The following is a 15,175-nucleotide window of genomic DNA, read 5'->3' on the forward strand; positions in this document are numbered from 1 at the left end:
CTCAGCGCCCCGGATCGCCCGCGGCCGGCACCTTGTCTGTCGCGGCGGGCTTCTTCCAGCGCGCCAGCAGCAGGGTGGCCAGGCCCAGCAGCAGTTCGTCCGCGAACGGAATGAAATCCGGCAGCACCAGGTCCAGCAGGAACAGGGCGGCGCTGAGCAGGAACAGCCGCGGGAAGCTCAGGCGGTCGAACCAGCGCAGCAGCGGCGCGAGTAGCGGATTGGCCATGGCAGGCCTCCTCCCGGGGGCGCTTGACGCTAGCATGGCCGTGGCCGGCGGCCACATGAACGGGTGCTGGCAGGGGGCGATCCGGGCCGGTACCCGTTCAGTTTGGGCGTGCTGCAATCCGGGCCGCAGGGGTCGCCGGACGAATCGGCGCAATCCACAGACGGGAGGATGAGGGATGAACAGGAACATGCTCTTCGTGGCCATCGCGGCCCTGATCGTCGGCGGCGTCGCCACCGCCGGCTACCTGAAGTTCAGCGGCAAGCCCGCCGCCGCCAGCGCCGAGGCGCCGGCGATCGGCACGCCGCTCGCGCCGCCGCCTGCCTCGCCCAGCGAGCCGGGCCCGGCCGATGCCGCGATCCCGGCCACGCCGCTGCCGCCCGCGCCGGCCTATGCCGAGGTCGTGGACGTGCGCCCGGTCACCGAGAAGCAGCCTCTCTACGCCACGGTGATCGGCACCGAGCCGGTGCGCGAGACCAGCACCAGCAGCGTGCCGCGTGAGGTGTGCGAGGACGTGGTGGTGCAGGAGCGCCTGCCCGAGCGCGACGGCAACGTGGGCGGCACCGTGGTCGGCGCGGTGGTCGGCGGCCTGCTCGGCAACCAGATCGGCAAGGGCGACGGGCGCAAGCTGGCGACCGTGGCCGGCGCGGTGGCCGGCGGCTATGCCGGGCACGAGATCGACAAGCGCCACGAGGGCGGCCGGGTCGTGAACCGCACCGAGCGCCAGTGCCGCACGGTCAGCGACAGCGTCAGCAACACCCGCACCGTGGCCTGGAACGTCACCTACCGCACCCCGGACGGCAAGACCGCCAGCATGCGCACCGACAAGAAGCCGGGCAGCCGCATCGCGCTCGGCCAGGAGACCCGCACCGTCGGCTACGACGTGACCTACGTGCTCGATGGCCAGCGCCACACGGTGCGCATGGACCAGCGCCCCGGCGACCGCCTGCCGGTGGTCGATGGCCAGGTGGTGACCCAGGTCGCGGCCACGGACGCCGCCACCAGCCGCCGCTGACGCGACGAAACGCAGGCCCGGAACGGAAAAGGCCGGCGGAATGTCGGCCTTTTCCTTGCGCTTCGCAGGTGTCGGCTCGGCGCCCTGCCTCGGTACAATTTGCGGATCGTCCACCTCGCGCCGAAGACCATGGCCCTGCATCCCTACGACCTCTACGACGTGCGTGCGCTGCTCAGCGAGGAGGAGCGCGCGGTGCAGGACAGCGTGGCGCGCTTCACCGACGAGAAAGTGCTGCCGATCATCGGCGAGTGCTTCGACGCCGGCCGCTTCCCCAAGGAGCTGATTCCGGAGATCGCAAGTCTCGGCCTGCTCGGCTCGTCGCTGCCGGAGCAGTACGGCTGCGCCGGCCTGAACTCGGTCAGCTACGGCCTGATCTGCCAGGAGCTGGAGCGCGGTGATTCCGGCATCCGCAGCTTCGTGTCCGTGCAGAGCTCGCTGTGCATGTACCCGATCTACGCCTACGGCAGCGAGGAGCAGCGCCAGCGCTGGCTGCCGGAGATGGCCGCGGGCAAGGTGATCGGCTGCTTCGGCCTGACAGAGCCGCACGGCGGCTCCGATCCGGCCAACATGAAGACCCACGCGCGCCGCGACGGCGGCGACTGGGTGCTCAACGGCGCCAAGATGTGGATCACCAACGGCAACCTGGCCGACATCGCCATCGTGTGGGCGCAGACCGACGCGGGCATCCAGGGCTTCATCGTCGAGAAGGGCATGCCCGGCTTCGCCGCGCAGGAGATCAAGCACAAGATGAGCCTGCGCGCCTCGGTCACCAGCGCGCTGTTCCTCGACAACGTGCGCGTGCCGGACGCCAACCGCCTGCCCAACGTGAAGGGCCTGAAGGGCCCGCTGGGCTGCCTCACCCAGGCCCGCTACGGCATCACCTGGGGCCCGATCGGCGCCGCCATCGCCTGCCTCGACGAGGCGCTGCGCTACAGCAAGGAGCGCATCCTGTTCGGGCGCCCGGTGGCCGCCACCCAGGCCGCGCAGCTGAAGTTGGCCGACATGGCGCGCCGGATCACCACGGCCCAGCTGCTGTCGCTGCAGTTGGGACGGCTGAAGGACGCCGGCCGCATGCAGCCCACCCAGGTCTCGCTGGCCAAGTGGAACAACGTGCGCATGGCCCTCGACGTCGCCCGCGAGGCGCGCGACCTGCTGGGCGGTGCCGGCATCACCACCGAGCATGCGCCGATCCGGCACGCGCTGAACCTGGAGTCGGTCATCACCTACGAAGGCACCGAGACCGTGCACCAGCTGGTGGTCGGCCGCGAGCTGACCGGCCTCAACGCGTTCTGAGCCACCGGCCGCGGCCGCCGCCGCGGCCCTCCGTCCCGTCCCTGCCGCCGAGCCGCCGCGCATGTTCGTGCCCGTCCCGCACCCGATCCCGGCCCGCATGAAGGGCGTCAACCGCGCCGAGGTGTGCGACGCCAACTTCCAGGCGTTCGTGCGCGACTGGAGCGGCCGGGCGCTGCCCACGCCGGCGCCGGACGAGCCGATCCTCGACGGCAGCGCGCTGGATGCCCGCGGGTTCCGCGAGCTGTTCGAATCGCAGCTGATCTCCCGCCACCTCGACCTGATGGCGCGCGTGCTGCGGGTGCAGAACAAGGTCTTCTACACCATCGGCAGCAGCGGCCACGAAGGCAACGCGATGGTCGCGCGTCTCACCCGCCACACCGACCCGGCGTTCCTGCACTACCGCAGCGGCGGGTTCATGGCCGAGCGCTTCCGCAAGCTGCCGGGCATGGACCCGATCATGGATTCGGCGCTGAGCTTCGCCGCCAGCGCCGAGGACCCGGCCAGCGGCGGCCGCCACAAGGTGTGGGGAAGCAAGCCGCTGTGGGTGCTGCCGCAGACCTCCACCATCGCCTCGCACCTGCCGAAGGCGCTCGGCACCGCGATCGCGATCGAGGCCGGCAAGCGCCTCGGCACCGGGCTGCCGGTGCCGGACGATTCCATCGTGATCTGCTCGTTCGGCGACGCCTCCGCCAACCACGCCACCGCGCAGGCCGCGTTCAACGCGGCCAGCTGGACCGCCTACCAGCAGCTGCCGGCGCCGGTGCTGTACGTGTGCGAGGACAACGGCATCGGCATCTCGGTGAAGACGCCGAGCGGCTGGATCGCGGAGAGCTTCCGCCACCGCCGCGACCTCGACTATTTCTTCGCCGACGGCCTCGACCTCGCCGCCGGCTATGGCGACGTGCAGCGCGCGGTGGAGCACTGCCGCCGCACCCGCCGGCCGACTTTCCTGCACCTGCGCACCACCCGCATCATGGGCCACGCCGGCACCGACTTCGAGATCGAGTGGCGCAGCCTGGAGGAGATCTGCGCAGTCGAGGCCAGCGACCCGCTGCTGCGCAGCGCGGCGATCGCGCTGGAATCGGGGCTGATGACGCAGGAGGAGATCCTCGCGCTGTACGAGGACATCCGCCGGCGCTGCTTCGCCGCCGCGGAGGAGGCCGACCGCCGCCCGCGCCTGACCACGCTCGCGCAGGTGATGGCCCCGCTGGCGCCCTACACCCCGGACAAGGTGCAGGCGGAGGCCACCCGCGCGCCGTCGCTCGAGGCCCGCATCAAGGCCTTCGGCGGCGAGGACAAGCTGCCCGAGAAGCAGGCGCCGCGGCACCTGGCCATCCAGATCAACCAGGCCCTGCACGACCTGCTGGCCAAGTATCCGCAGGCGCTGCTGTTCGGCGAGGACGTGGCCCAGAAGGGCGGCGTGTATACCGTCACCAAGGGCCTGTTCAAGGCCTTCGGCGGCCGCCGCGTGTTCAACACCCTGCTGGACGAGACCACGATCCTGGGCCTGGCCCAGGGCTTCGCCAACATGGGGCTGCTGCCGATCCCCGAGATCCAGTACCTGGCCTACCTGCACAACGCCATCGACCAGCTGCGCGGCGAGGCCTGCTCGCTGCAGTTCTTCAGCGATGGCCAGTACGCCAATCCGATGGTGGTGCGCATCGCCGGCCTGGGCTACCAGCGCGGCTTCGGCGGCCACTTCCACAACGACAACTCGGTGACCGCGCTGCGCGACATCCCGGGGCTGGTGGTGGGCTGCCCGTCGCGCGGCGACGACGCCGCGATGATGCTGCGCACGCTGGCGGCGCTGGCGCGGGTGGACGGGCGGGTGAGCGTGTTCCTCGAGCCGATCGCGCTGTACATGACCAAGGACCTGTACGCGCCCGGCGACGGGGAGTGGCTGACCGCCTACCCGGCGCCCGACCAGGCGCTGGTGCTGGGCGAGGAGCGCGTGTACGGCGCAGACGCCACCGACTGCGTGATCTTCACCTTCGGCAACGGCGTGCCGATGAGCCTGCGCGCCGCGCGCGAGATCGAGAAGAAGCACGGCTGGACGGTGCGCGTGGTGGATCTGCGCTGGCTGGTGCCGCTCAACCACGCCGCGATCGCCAGGCATGCCGGCGAGTGCGCGCGCATCCTCGTCGTCGACGAAGGCCGCTTCAGCGCCGGCATCGGCGAGGGCGTGATCACCGCGATCACCGAGGCCGGTTTCGGCGGCAAGCCGCTCAAGCGCGTGGTCGGCGCGGACACCTACACGCCGCTGGCGGGGGCCGCGTTCCTGGTGATCCCGAAGGACGAGGACATCGTCGCGGCCGCGGACGCGCTGGCGGGCTGAGCCCTCAGCGCGCCAGCCCGCCCAGCAGCGGACGCACGCGCAGCGGCTGCGCACCCGCCTCCAGCGCGCCCGCGTCGCGTCCGAGCGGCAGCACCGCCAGCGCGAGCGCGCCCGCCGCGCTGACCAGGCGGCCGCAGGCGTCGCCGTCGCAGCGGACCTCGCTGCCGGCGGCGAGCGGGGCGTCCGCCTCGCACAGTGCCAGGCCGCGCTTGGCCTGGCCGAGGTAGTGGGTGCGCGCGACGATCTCCTGCCCGGGGTAGCAGCCCTTCTTCAGGCTGAAGGCGCGCAGCCGCTCCAGCGACAGTTGCTGCGGCGTCCACTCGCCGGTCCCGGTCGCGCCGAGGTAGGGCAATCCGTGTGCGAGGTCGGCCTGCATCCATGCCAGCGTAGCCTCCGTACTGACCGGTGCCGTGGCCGTGCCTATCCGCAACCGGCGCGGCCCGCCGTCCCCGCCCATGTCGAGTTCGATCGTGCCGCCGACGTCTGCGCTCTGGTTGCCTGCCGCCTGCTGCGGCGCCGCCAGCGCCCCGGCGGCGTGCAGGTCGTCGCGCACCTGCAGCGCGAGCTTGCTGCGCAGGACGAAGCGCTGCAGCTGCGCGGCGAGCGCGCCGGCATCGGCATCCGGCAGCAGCAGCCACAGGGTCTGCGCATCGATGCGCAGCAGGGCGAACAGCGCCAGCACGCGCCCCTTCGGATTGAGCCAGCCGTTCCACTGCCACTGCCCGTCGGCCAGCGCGCGCACGTCGTTCATGGTCTGTGCCTGGGCGAAGGCGAGGGCATCGCGGCCCTCCAATTGCAATACCCGATGGGGTAACGCGGTCTCGCAAAGGGCGCTGGAATGCGGGTTGTCGGGCATTGGAGGCGAGACGTAGAATGCGCGGGCCGTGAACATGCCGATGATAGGCCAACCCGCTTCCACCCCGGTCACCGGTCCGGCCACCGAGGTGCCCGCCGGTCCCGCCGCGCCGCCTGTGCCGACGGCTCCCGCCGAGATCGGCGGCCGCGACGGCCCGGAGCCGACCCGCTACGGCGACTGGGAGAAGGACGGCCGATGCATCGACTTCTGATCCACCGCCACGCGGCCACCGCCGCCCAGCCCGGAGAGCACGTGCCCCATGGCCGCTCCTGATCCGCGCCCGCCGGCGCGTCCGTTGTCGCCGCACCTGCAGATCTACAAGTGGCAGGTGCAGATGCTCAGTTCCATCCTCCACCGCGCGACCGGCATGGCGCTGGTAGTCGGCCTGCTCGGCGTGGTCTGGGCGCTGGTTGCGCTCGCTTCGGGGCGCGAGGCCTGGGGCCACTTCACCGCCGGCGCCGGCTCGTTGCCGGGCAGGGTGCTGCTGTTCGCCTTCAGTTGGGCGCTGGCCTACCACCTGATCAACGGCGTGCGCCACCTGGTGCAGGACGCCGGGCACGGCTTTGCGGTGCGCGACTTCGTGCGCAGCAGCTGGATCTCGCTGCTGGGCAGCGTGGTCCTGGTGGTGCTGGCCTGGGCCGTGGTGCTGCTGCGCTGGGGGATCGCATGAACGCCAACCGCAACGACATGCGCACCCCGTTCAAGCGCGCCGCCGGCCTCGGCACGGCCAAGGACGGCACCGGGCACTTCCTGTGGCAGCGGCTGACCGCGGTCGCGGTGCTGCTGGCCGGGCTGTACCTGCTCGGCATCCTGTTCGCGCTGCGCGGCGCCGACTACGACATGGCGCGCGGGCTGCTGTCGGATCCGCTGAACGCCGGCGTGCTGCTGCTGTTCCTGCTGGCGGCGTTCTGGCATGCGCGGCTCGGCCTGCAGGTGATCATCGAGGACTACGTGCACGCGCCGGCGCTGGCCGCGCTGGCGCACGTGGCCAACATCCTCGTGTGTGCGCTGGCGGCGATCGTCGGCGTGGTGGCGGTGCTGCGCATCGCCGTGCTGGGAGTGTGAGCGCGTGACCGCCTACAAGATCCAGGAACACAGCTACGACGTGGTGGTGGTCGGCGCCGGCGGTGCCGGGCTGCGCGCCACCTTCGGCCTCGCCCAGAAGGGCCTGAACACCGCCTGCCTGACCAAGGTGTTCCCCACCCGCAGCCACACCGTGGCGGCGCAGGGCGGGATCTCGGCCGCGCTCGGCAACATGGGCGAGGACGACTGGCGCTTCCACTTCTACGACACCGTCAAGGGCAGCGACTGGCTGGGCGACCAGGACGCGATCGAGTACATGTGCCGCGAGGCGATCCCGGCCATCCTCGAGCTGGAGCACCAAGGCGTTCCGTTCAGCCGCACCGAGGAGGGCAAGATCTACCAGCGCCCGTTCGGCGGCATGACCACCCACTACGGCAAAGGCATCGCCCAGCGCACCTGCGCCGCCGCCGACCGCACCGGCCACGCCATCCTGCACACCCTGTACCAGCAGTCGCTGGCGCACCAGGCGCAGTTCTTCATCGAGTACTTCGCGCTCGATCTGATCATGGACGCCGACGGCGCCTGCCGCGGCGTGCTCGCGCTGGACATGGCCGAGGGCAGCCTGCACCTGTTCCGCGCCAAGGCGGTGGTGCTGGCCACCGGCGGCTACGGCCGCGCCTACTTCAGCGCCACCTCGGCGCACACCTGCACCGGCGACGGCGGCGGCATGGCGCTGCGCGCGGGCTTGGGCCTGCAGGACATGGAGTTCGTGCAGTTCCACCCGACCGGCATCTACGGCGCCGGCTGCCTGATCACCGAGGGCGTGCGCGGCGAGGGCGGCATCCTGCGCAACGCCAACGGCGAGCGCTTCATGGAGCGCTACGCCCCGAACGCGAAGGACCTGGCCAGCCGCGACGTGGTCAGCCGCTCGATGATCGTCGAGATCCGCGAGGGCCGCGGCGTGGGCGAGCGCAAGGACCACATCCTGCTCGACCTCACCCACCTCGACCCGGCGGTCATCCACGAGAAGCTGCCGGGCATCGCGGAGAGCGCGCGCATCTTCGCCGGGGTGGACGTGACCCGGCAGCCGATCCCGGTGATCCCGACCGTGCACTACAACATGGGCGGCATCCCGACCAACATCCACGGCCAGGTGGTGCAGCCGCGCGCGGGCGACCCCGACGCGGTGGTGCCGGGCCTGTACGCGATCGGCGAGGCCGCCTGCGTGTCGGTGCACGGCGCCAACCGCCTCGGCTCGAACTCGCTGCTCGACCTGGTGGTGTTCGGGCGCGCCGCGGCCAATCACATCGCCGCCAGCGTGGACGCGGAGGCCTTCCTGCCGCCGCTGCCGGCGGATGCCTGCGAGCGCAGCCTGGACAACCTCGACCGCCTGCGTCACGCCAACGGCAGCACCCCCACCGCGGAGCTGCGGCTGGCCATGCAGCGCGCGATGCAGGAGGACGCGGCGGTGTTCCGCGACGGGCCGACCCTGGCCAGCGGCATCAAGCGCATCTCCGAGATCCACGCCGGCTTCGCCGACGTGCGCGTGTCCGACCGCTCGCTGGTGTTCAACACCGACCTGATCGAGACCCTGGAACTGCAGAACCTGCTCGGGCAGGCGCTGGCCACGGTGCATTCCGCCGCCAACCGCACCGAGTCGCGCGGCGCCCACGCGCGCGAGGACTACCCCGAGCGCGACGACGTCAACTGGCAGAAGCACACCGTGTGCTGGGTGGGCGAGGACGGCAGCGTGCGCTTCGACTACCGCCCGGTGCACATGACCACCTCCGGCGCGGTGGACGTGGTGCCGCCCAAGGCCCGCGTGTACTGAGCACGGGAGACGAGACCGCCATGGCCCAATTCACCCTCCCGAAGAACTCCACCATCGGCAAGGGCCGGCACTTCCCGGCCGCCGACGGCGCCAAGCGCACGCGCACGTTCAAGATCTACCGCTGGAACCCGGACGACGGCAGCAACCCGCGCACCGACACCTACGAGGTCGACCTCGACCGCTGCGGGCCGATGGTCCTGGACGCGCTGATCAAGATCAAGAACGAGATCGACCCGACCCTGACCTTCCGCCGCTCCTGCCGCGAGGGCATCTGCGGGTCGTGCGCGATGAACATCGACGGCACCAACACCCTCGCCTGCACGCGCGCGATCGAGGACTGCGGCAACGGCCGCGACGTGGTGGCGATCTACCCGCTGCCGCACATGCAGGTGGTCAAGGACCTGGTGCCGGACCTGACCCACTTCTACGCGCAGTACGCGAGCATCCGCCCGTGGCTGCGCACGCAGACCGCGGCGCCCACCCGCGAGCGCCTGCAGAGCAAGCAGGACCGCGCCAAGCTGGACGGGCTGTACGAGTGCATCCTGTGCGCCTGCTGCAGCACCTCCTGCCCGAGCTACTGGTGGAACGGCGAGCGCTACCTCGGCCCGGCGATTCTGCTGCAGGCCTACCGCTGGATCGTGGACAGCCGCGACGAGGACACCGGCACCCGCCTGGACGAGCTGGAGGACCCGTTCAAGCTCTACCGCTGCCACACCATCATGAACTGCGCGCGCACCTGCCCGAAGGGCCTGAACCCGGCCAAGGCGATCGCCGAGATCAAGCAGCTGATGCTCGCGCGCAAGGCCTGACGGCGCCGTGCCGTGCCCGCACCAGGCCGTCGCCCTCCGGGGCGGCGGCCTTCGCGTTCATGGGCGCTGCGGCCTCACTTGACCCGCCGCTTCTCCAGCTTGCGCGCCAGCGTGCGCCGGTGCATGCCGAGCTGGCGCGCGGCCTCGGAGATGTTGAAGTCGGCCGCGGCCAGCGCCTCGTGGATGTGCTCCCACTCCAGCGTCTTGATCGAGCTCTGGCGCTGGCCGAGGGCGACGTCGGCATCGCCGCCGGCACGCTCGAACGCGGCCTCGATGTCGTCGGTGTTGGAGGGCTTGGCCAGGTAGTGGCGGGCGCCGAGCTTGATCGCCTCGACCGCGGTGGCGATGCTGGCGTAGCCGGTGAGCACCACGATCACGATCGCCGGGTCGTGCGCGTGCAGCGCCTTCACGCAGGCCAGCCCGGAACTGCCGCCGGCCAGCTTGAGGTCGACCACCGCATGGGTCGGGGCGGCGCCCTCCGCAAGCGCGGCCTGCAGCGGATCCAGGCCGTTGACGGTGGACACCGCGTAGCCGCGGCGTTCGAACGAGCGCGCCAGGGTGCGCGCGAAGGCGGCGTCATCCTCGACGATCAGCAGGCGGCGGGGCGGGGGCGTCATCGCGGTCGGCCTCGTACGGGCGCAGTGCCTGCAGCGGGATGCGCACGCAGACGCGGGCGCCGCCGTGCGGGCGGTTGCTGGCCTCAATGGTACCGCCGAGCATGCGCGCCACGTTAACCGCGAGGAACAGGCCGAGGCCGCGGCCCGGCGCCTGCTTGCTGCTGCGGTAGGGCGTGCCGAAGTGGCGCAGCATCTCCGGCGCGAAGCCGGGGCCGGCATCGTCCACCTCCAGCTCGAGCCAGCCGTTGCGCGTGCGCGCCTCCAGCGCGACCGCGCCGGGCGAGGCTTCGTGCGCGTTGTCGAGGATGTTGAACAGCATCTGGCGCAGGCCGGCATCGGCGACGATGGTCGGGTCCTGCGCGATCTTGTTGCGGTAGTCGAAGCCGGCCTGGGCGCGGCTGCGCTGCCATTCGGCGGCCATGCCGTCGACGAACGCGCGCAGCCCGGTCAGGTGCGGGGCCTCGCCGCGCGGCTCGCCGGCGCTCTGCAGGATGCCGCGCACGATCGCCTTGCAGCGCAGCACCTGCGCCTGCATCTCGGTCACGTCCTGCAGCAGCTCCGGGTCCGAGGTGAAGTGCGGCAGGTGCTGCCAGTCGCCCAGGATCACCGCCAGGGTCGCCAGCGGGGTGCCCAGCTCGTGCGCGGCGCCGGTCGCCAGCAGGCCCATGCGCACGATGTGCTCCTCCTCCACCGCGCGCTGGCGCAGCGCTGCCAGGCGCGCGTCGCGCTGGCGCAGAACCTCGCCGATGCGGCCCATGAACACCACCAGCAGCACCGCGATCAGCACGAAGCACAGCAGCAGGCCCTGCACGTAGCGGTCGGCCAGGCCGCGCTCGGGATCGGCCGGCAGCAGGACCGGGCTCGGCACCAGCGCCAGCCACAGCAGGCAGGCGCTGGTGACGGCCACCAGCAGCCAGCGCGCGCGCGGGCGCAGCAGCACCGCCGCCAGCACCACCTGCAGCAGGTACAGGAACACGAAGGGATTGGCGATCCCGCCGGCCAGGTGCAGCAGCGCGGTCAGCGCGCCGACGTCCACCAACAGCGCCAGCAGCAGGTGGCGCTCGCGCACGTGGTGCAGGCGCCGCCAGTACAGCGGCCCGAGCAGGTTGAACAGGCACAGCGCGGCCAGCACCAGCAGCATCGGCGCCAGCGGCAGCGCGATGCCCATCGCGAAGTGCACCACCAGGACGGTGGTCAGCTGGCCGGCGATCGCGATCCAGCGCAGCTGCGAGAGCTGCTGCATGTTCTTGCCGCGCGCGCTGTCGCGCCAGTCGCGGCGCCAGCGGGAGCGCCGCGGCGGGCGGGCGGGCGGCGGTGGCTCAGGCGTCGGCATCGGCGGCATGGTGCCGCAAACGCCGCGCCTCGGACAGCACGCGCCAGAGGCCCCACAGCGCCAGGGCCGCGAGCGCGAACCAGGTCAGCGCGTACTGCAGGTGCTGGTTGCGGAAGCGCACCACCGTCAGGCCCGCGCGCGGCCACGGCGGATCGCCGGGCGCGGCCTCGGCATCCACGAAGAACGGGGCGGCGTCAGGCAGGCCGCGCGCCCGCGCGATCGCGGCCACGTCGCGCGAGTACCAGCGCCCCTCGGCGGGCCGGTTGGCGCGCAGGAAGCCGCCGCCCGGCTCGCTCATGCGCAGCAGCCCACGCACCTGCACGGCGCCGGCCGCAGGCGGCGCCGGGCGGGTGCCGGCCGGCACGAAGCCGCGGTTGACCAGCACCACGCGGCCGTCCGCGTCGCGCAGGGCGGACAGCACCCAGTGCCCGGCGCCGAAGTCGGTCACCGCCTGGGTCAGCGTGTCCGGCACCGGCAGGTAGCGTCCGCTCAGCACCACCCGCCGGTACTCGTCGCGCTCGGCGTTGACCGTCGGCCACTGCGCGGGGCCGGGCGGCGGCTGCGGGGCGGCCTGCAGGCGGGCCTCGACCCGCGCGATCAGCGCGCGCTTCCACTGCAGTCGCTCCAGCTGCCACACCCCGAGCGCGGTGAAGCCCGCCGCCGCCAGCGCCAGCAGCGCCAGCAGGGCGTAGGTCGCGGGGCGGCGGCGCGGACGCATGCGCGGCGGCGCCGGCTCACTCCATCATGCGCGCATCGTAGGAATGCGTCGGCATCATGTTGGCGTTCATGTGGTACATCACCCACAGGGTGCCGGCCAGCAGGATCACCACCAGGATCACGGTGAACAGGATCGACAGCAGGTTCCAGCCGCCCTCGGAGCGCGCGTCCAGGTGCAGGAAGTAAACCATGTGCACCAGGATCTGGATCGCCGCGAACACCACCAGCACCACGCCGGTGAGCGCGGCGCTGGGGATGACCTTGCCCATCACCAGCCAGAACGGGATCGCGGTCAGCACCACCGACAGCGCGAACCCGGCGAGGTAGCCGCGCAGGCTGAAGTGCACCTGGCTGCCGCCGTGGTGATCGTCGTGGTGGTGGCCGTCGCCGTGGGCGGCGTGCCCGTCGGGCGTGCCGGCGTCGTGGGTGGAGTGCAGGTGTTGGCTCATGACAGCACGCCCATCAGGTAGACGAAGGTGAACACGCCGATCCAGACCAGGTCCAGGAAGTGCCAGAACATCGACAGGCACAGCAGGCGGCGGCGGTTGGCCGGGTTCAGGCCGTGGCGGGCGACCTGCACCATCAGCGTCAGCAGCCAGACGATGCCGAAGCTCACGTGCAGGCCGTGGGTGCCGACCAGCGCGAAGAACGAGGTCAAAAACGCGCTGCGCTGCGGGCCGGCGCCCTCGTGGATCAGGTGCAGGAACTCGTAGATCTCCAGGCTCACGAACGCGGCGCCGAGGATGCCGGTCACCGCCAGCCACGCCAGCACCCCGCGCTTGTGCCCCCCCTGCATCGCGATCATGGCCAGGCCGTAGGTCAGCGAGGACAGCAGCAGCAGCGCGGTGTTGACCGCGACCAGGGTGAGGTCGAACAGCTCGGCCCCGGACGGCCCGGCGGCGTAGCTGCGCGAGAACACCGCGTGGGTGGCGAACAGGCAGGCGAAGATGAGCAGGTCGCTCATCAGGTAGATCCAGAAGCCCAGCAGGGTGCCGTTCTCCGGATGGTGGCGGCCCTTCAGGTCGAGGAAGGCCGCGGTGGGGTCGGCCGGGCGGCCGCTGGCGGGCAGGGCGATCGCGTCAGACATGGGCGGAGGCCAGTTGCTGGGTGCGCGCGGCTTCGGTCGCGGCCACCTCGGCGGCCGGGATGTAGTAGTCGCGCTTGTAGTTGAAGGTGTGCACGATGGCGGCGCCGACCAGGCCGACGAACCCGGCGATCGCCAGCCACCAGATGTGCCAGACCAGGGCGAAGCCCAGCACCAGGCTGATCCCGGCCAGGACCACGCCGGCGGCGGTGTTCTTCGGCATGTGGATCGGCAGGAACCCGGACTGCGGGCGGACGAAGCCGTTCTGCTTCATGTCCCACCAGGCGTCGATGTCGCGCACCACCGGGGTGAAGGCGAAGTTGTAGGCCGGCGGCGGCGAGGAGGTGGACCACTCCAGGGTGCGCCCGTCCCACGGGTCGCCGCTGACGTCGCGCAGCTGCTCGCGGCGGCGGTAGCTGACCACCAGGTTGACGATGAACGAGGCGATCCCGACCGCGATCAGCAGCGCGCCGAACGCCGCCACGATGAACCACGGCTGCAGGCTGGGGTCGTCGAAGTGGCTCATGCGGCGGGTCACGCCCATCAGCCCGAGCACGTACAGCGGGGTGAACGCGAACCAGTAGCCGAGGAACCAGAACCAGAACGACATCTTCCCCCAGAACGGATCGAGCTTGTAGCCGAACGCCTTCGGGAACCAGAAGGTCATGCCGGCGAACGAGCCGAACACCACGCCGCCGATGATCACGTTGTGGAAGTGCGCGATCAGGAACAGCGAGTTGTGCAGCACGAAGTCGGCCGGCGGCACCGCCAGCAGCACGCCGGTCATGCCGCCGACGGTGAAGGTGACCATGAAGCCGATCGTCCACAGCATCGGCACTTCCATGCGGATGCGGCCGCGGTACATGGTGAACAGCCAGTTGAACATCTTCGCGCCGGTCGGGATCGAGATGATCATCGTGGTGATCCCGAAGAACGAGTTCACGCTGGCGCCCGAGCCCATGGTGAAGAAGTGGTGCAGCCACACCAGGTAGGACAGGATGGTGATGCACACGGTGGCGTACACCATCGAGGTGTAGCCGAACAGGCGCTTGCCGCTGAAGGTGGACACCACCTCCGAGAACACCCCGAACAACGGCAGGATCAGGATGTACACCTCCGGGTGGCCCCAGATCCAGATCAGGTTCACGTACAACATCGGGTTGCCCCCGAGGTCGTTGGTGAAGAAGTTGGTGCCCAGGTAGCGGTCCATCGCCAGCATCGCCAGCACCGCGGTGAACACCGGGAAGCTGGCCACGATCAGGATGTTCGAGCACAGCGCGGTCCAGGTGAACACCGGCATCTTCATCAGGCTCATGCCCGGCGCGCGCATCTTGATGATGGTCACGATCAGGTTGATGCCTGAGAGCGTGGTGCCGACGCCTGCGATCTGCAGCCCCCAGATGTAGTAGTCCACCCCCACGTCCGGGCTGTAGTCGATCCCCGACAGCGGCGCCATCGCCAGCCAGCCCGCCTTGGAGAACTCGCCCACGAACAGCGAGACCATGATCAGCATGGCCCCGGCGGTCGTCATCCAGAAGCTGAAGTTGTTGAGGAACGGGAAGGCGACGTCGCGCGCGCCGATCTGCATCGGCACCACGTAGTTCATCAGCCCGGTGATGAACGGCATGGCCACGAAGAAGATCATGATCACGCCGTGCGCGGTGAAGATCTGGTCGTAGTGGTGCGGCGGCAGGTAGCCCATGTTGTCGCCGAAGGCGATGGCCTGCTGCGAACGCATCATGATCGCGTCGGCGAAGCCGCGCAGCAGCATCACCAGCCCCAGCACCATGTACATGATGCCGATCCTCTTGTGGTCGATGCTGGTGGCCCAGTCGCGCCAGAACGGGCCCCACAGGCGGTACTTGGTGACCAGCGCCAGCACCGCCAGGCCGATCACGGCCACGCCGATGAAGGTGCCGACCAGGATCGGCTCGTGGTAGGGGATGACGGCCAGGCTGAGCTTGCCCAGCCAGGGCGACCAGTGCGCGTAGGCGCCGGAATCGGGGGAGAGGGCGGAGATCATGGGCGGTCCGGGAACG

16 protein-coding genes are annotated in these 15,175 nt (G+C 70.9%); 8 read left to right on the forward strand and 8 right to left on the reverse strand.

Annotation, left to right across the window (positions count from 1 at the left end; genetic code table 11):
* Window position 1: 1 nt before the first annotated feature.
* Entirely contained in the window at window positions 2–226 is a 225-nt protein-coding gene (locus tag ML340_RS09030) for a DUF6116 family protein (protein WP_240098875.1), read from the reverse strand.
* A 187-nt stretch (window positions 227–413) separates the two neighbouring features.
* On the opposite strand from ML340_RS09030, the gene ML340_RS09035 reads away from it, so the two are divergent.
* The 3 genes from ML340_RS09035 (at window position 414) to ML340_RS09045 (ending at window position 4,866) form a co-directional block, all read left to right on the forward strand.
* On the forward strand, window positions 414–1,238 hold the full coding sequence (locus tag ML340_RS09035; protein WP_240098876.1) for a glycine zipper 2TM domain-containing protein: 825 nt from the start codon (window positions 414–416) through the stop codon (window positions 1,236–1,238).
* A 129-nt stretch (window positions 1,239–1,367) separates the two neighbouring features.
* Window positions 1,368–2,531, forward strand: a complete 1,164-nt coding sequence (locus ML340_RS09040; protein WP_240098878.1) for an acyl-CoA dehydrogenase family protein — start codon at window positions 1,368–1,370, stop codon at window positions 2,529–2,531.
* Window positions 2,532–2,592: 61 nt separating this feature from the next.
* Window positions 2,593–4,866, forward strand: a complete 2,274-nt coding sequence (locus ML340_RS09045) for a thiamine pyrophosphate-dependent enzyme (RefSeq protein WP_240098879.1) — start codon at window positions 2,593–2,595, stop codon at window positions 4,864–4,866.
* A gap of 4 nt (window positions 4,867–4,870) precedes the next feature.
* On the opposite strand, the gene ygfZ is transcribed toward ML340_RS09045, so the two are convergent.
* Window positions 4,871–5,722, reverse strand: coding sequence for a CAF17-like 4Fe-4S cluster assembly/insertion protein YgfZ (gene ygfZ / locus ML340_RS09050; protein WP_425608308.1), 852 nt, complete (start codon window positions 5,720–5,722; stop codon window positions 4,871–4,873).
* A 40-nt stretch (window positions 5,723–5,762) separates the two neighbouring features.
* Between ygfZ and ML340_RS09055 the strand changes: the two genes are divergently transcribed.
* Genes ML340_RS09055 through ML340_RS09075 form a run of 5 tightly spaced genes read left to right on the forward strand, consistent with a single transcriptional unit; the run spans window position 5,763 to window position 9,385 of the window.
* Window positions 5,763–5,933 (forward strand): DUF1674 domain-containing protein, encoded by a 171-nt coding sequence (locus tag ML340_RS09055; RefSeq protein WP_240098883.1) that lies wholly within the window; start codon window positions 5,763–5,765, stop codon window positions 5,931–5,933.
* Window positions 5,934–5,981: 48 nt separating this feature from the next.
* Window positions 5,982–6,392: a succinate dehydrogenase, cytochrome b556 subunit gene (gene sdhC, locus ML340_RS09060; protein ID WP_240098884.1), complete on the forward strand. Its 411-nt coding sequence runs from the start codon at window positions 5,982–5,984 to the stop codon at window positions 6,390–6,392.
* Complete coding sequence (sdhD, locus tag ML340_RS09065; protein WP_240098886.1) at window positions 6,389–6,787, forward strand: succinate dehydrogenase, hydrophobic membrane anchor protein; 399 nt, start codon at window positions 6,389–6,391, stop codon at window positions 6,785–6,787. Before sdhC ends, sdhD begins: the two co-directional genes overlap by 4 nt.
* A gap of 4 nt (window positions 6,788–6,791) precedes the next feature.
* Window positions 6,792–8,576, forward strand: a complete 1,785-nt coding sequence (gene sdhA / locus ML340_RS09070) for a succinate dehydrogenase flavoprotein subunit (RefSeq protein WP_240098887.1) — start codon at window positions 6,792–6,794, stop codon at window positions 8,574–8,576.
* Window positions 8,577–8,596: 20 nt separating this feature from the next.
* On the forward strand, window positions 8,597–9,385 hold the full coding sequence (locus ML340_RS09075; RefSeq protein WP_240098889.1) for a succinate dehydrogenase iron-sulfur subunit: 789 nt from the start codon (window positions 8,597–8,599) through the stop codon (window positions 9,383–9,385).
* Window positions 9,386–9,459: 74 nt separating this feature from the next.
* On the opposite strand, the gene ML340_RS09080 is transcribed toward ML340_RS09075, so the two are convergent.
* The 6 genes from ML340_RS09080 to cyoB are packed head-to-tail and all read right to left on the reverse strand — an operon-like array spanning window position 9,460 to window position 15,159.
* Entirely contained in the window at window positions 9,460–10,002 is a 543-nt protein-coding gene (locus ML340_RS09080) for a response regulator transcription factor (protein WP_240098890.1), read from the reverse strand.
* Window positions 9,962–11,335, reverse strand: coding sequence for an ATP-binding protein (locus ML340_RS09085; protein WP_240098891.1), 1,374 nt, complete (start codon window positions 11,333–11,335; stop codon window positions 9,962–9,964). Before ML340_RS09085 ends, ML340_RS09080 begins: the two co-directional genes overlap by 41 nt.
* Complete coding sequence (locus ML340_RS09090; RefSeq protein ID WP_240098892.1) at window positions 11,322–12,053, reverse strand: SURF1 family protein; 732 nt, start codon at window positions 12,051–12,053, stop codon at window positions 11,322–11,324. Before ML340_RS09090 ends, ML340_RS09085 begins: the two co-directional genes overlap by 14 nt.
* Before the next feature lie 16 nt (window positions 12,054–12,069).
* Window positions 12,070–12,501: a cytochrome o ubiquinol oxidase subunit IV gene (gene cyoD / locus ML340_RS09095; RefSeq protein WP_240098893.1), complete on the reverse strand. Its 432-nt coding sequence runs from the start codon at window positions 12,499–12,501 to the stop codon at window positions 12,070–12,072.
* Window positions 12,498–13,139, reverse strand: a complete 642-nt coding sequence (gene cyoC / locus ML340_RS09100) for a cytochrome o ubiquinol oxidase subunit III (RefSeq protein WP_240098894.1) — start codon at window positions 13,137–13,139, stop codon at window positions 12,498–12,500. Before cyoC ends, cyoD begins: the two co-directional genes overlap by 4 nt.
* Entirely contained in the window at window positions 13,132–15,159 is a 2,028-nt protein-coding gene (cyoB, locus tag ML340_RS09105; RefSeq protein WP_240098895.1) for a cytochrome o ubiquinol oxidase subunit I, read from the reverse strand. Before cyoB ends, cyoC begins: the two co-directional genes overlap by 8 nt.
* Window positions 15,160–15,175: the final 16 nt, after the last annotated feature.

This window comes from Thermomonas flagellata, assembly GCF_022419185.1.
In the GTDB taxonomy this organism is placed as follows: Bacteria; Pseudomonadota; Gammaproteobacteria; order Xanthomonadales; family Xanthomonadaceae; genus Thermomonas; species Thermomonas flagellata.